Below are 701 nucleotides of genomic sequence, written 5' to 3' on the forward strand. Positions count from 1 at the left end.
TGGTGCTTCAGGTAGAGTTCCTAAGGTCTTGCAAACTGGGGGGAATAAGTTAGAGAAAAACACTGCTAATAAATTAAATGAATATTTTGGAACAAATTTAACTTCTCGAGAATGGGGGCGAGCTCTTGAAGCACTGAAGGCTGATGCAGGAAAATTACCTAATAATTTTCATGGCAGAATTTTAGATAATGGTGATTATGTTGGGAAAAATGGTGAGATTATAGGCAATATTGGAGATTATTTACCATGAATTTTATAAAGAATAGAATTACACCTATATGTTCAGACTATGAAACATGCAGTGAATGTTTTGTTAGATTAATGATATACACGGGTGCAATAAATCCTAATGAAATTACTAGATTATTAGATGTTGAACCGACTTATATAACAGTAGCTGGAGATAAAATTACCAATAGTTTGGGGCGGACTAGAGAAGTTAAAAATTCAGGTTGGTTTTTATCTTCAGAAGGAATTGTAAATTCAAAAGATCTTAGAGAACATATTGATTGGATTGTAAGTAAAATCTCTCCTTTTGCTACTAATTTGAAAAAAATACAAGAAATTAAAGATATTAAATTAACTCTAAAATGTGTTTGGTTTTCTAAATTTGGACATAGTGGTCCAGTATTATGGCCAGAACAAATGAAAGCACTATCAGATTTAGATTTAGAATGTTCTTTCGATATATATTTCGTCGA

Annotated in this window: 1 protein-coding gene and 1 pseudogene; both read left to right on the plus strand. The window is 31.4% G+C overall.

The genetic code is table 11. From position 1 onward, the window contains the following. Window positions 1-250, plus strand: a pseudogene (locus FcAc13_RS12055) (PAAR-like domain-containing protein); the annotation flags it as partial. Continuing rightward, the coding region (locus FcAc13_RS12060; RefSeq protein ID WP_223064618.1) for a DUF4279 domain-containing protein at window positions 247-701 on the plus strand (455 nt) is incomplete at its 3' end. The pseudogene FcAc13_RS12055 and the gene FcAc13_RS12060, both read left to right, overlap by 4 nt.

The organism is Frischella japonica (genome assembly GCF_014489845.1).
GTDB lineage: Bacteria > Pseudomonadota > Gammaproteobacteria > Enterobacterales > Orbaceae > Frischella > Frischella japonica.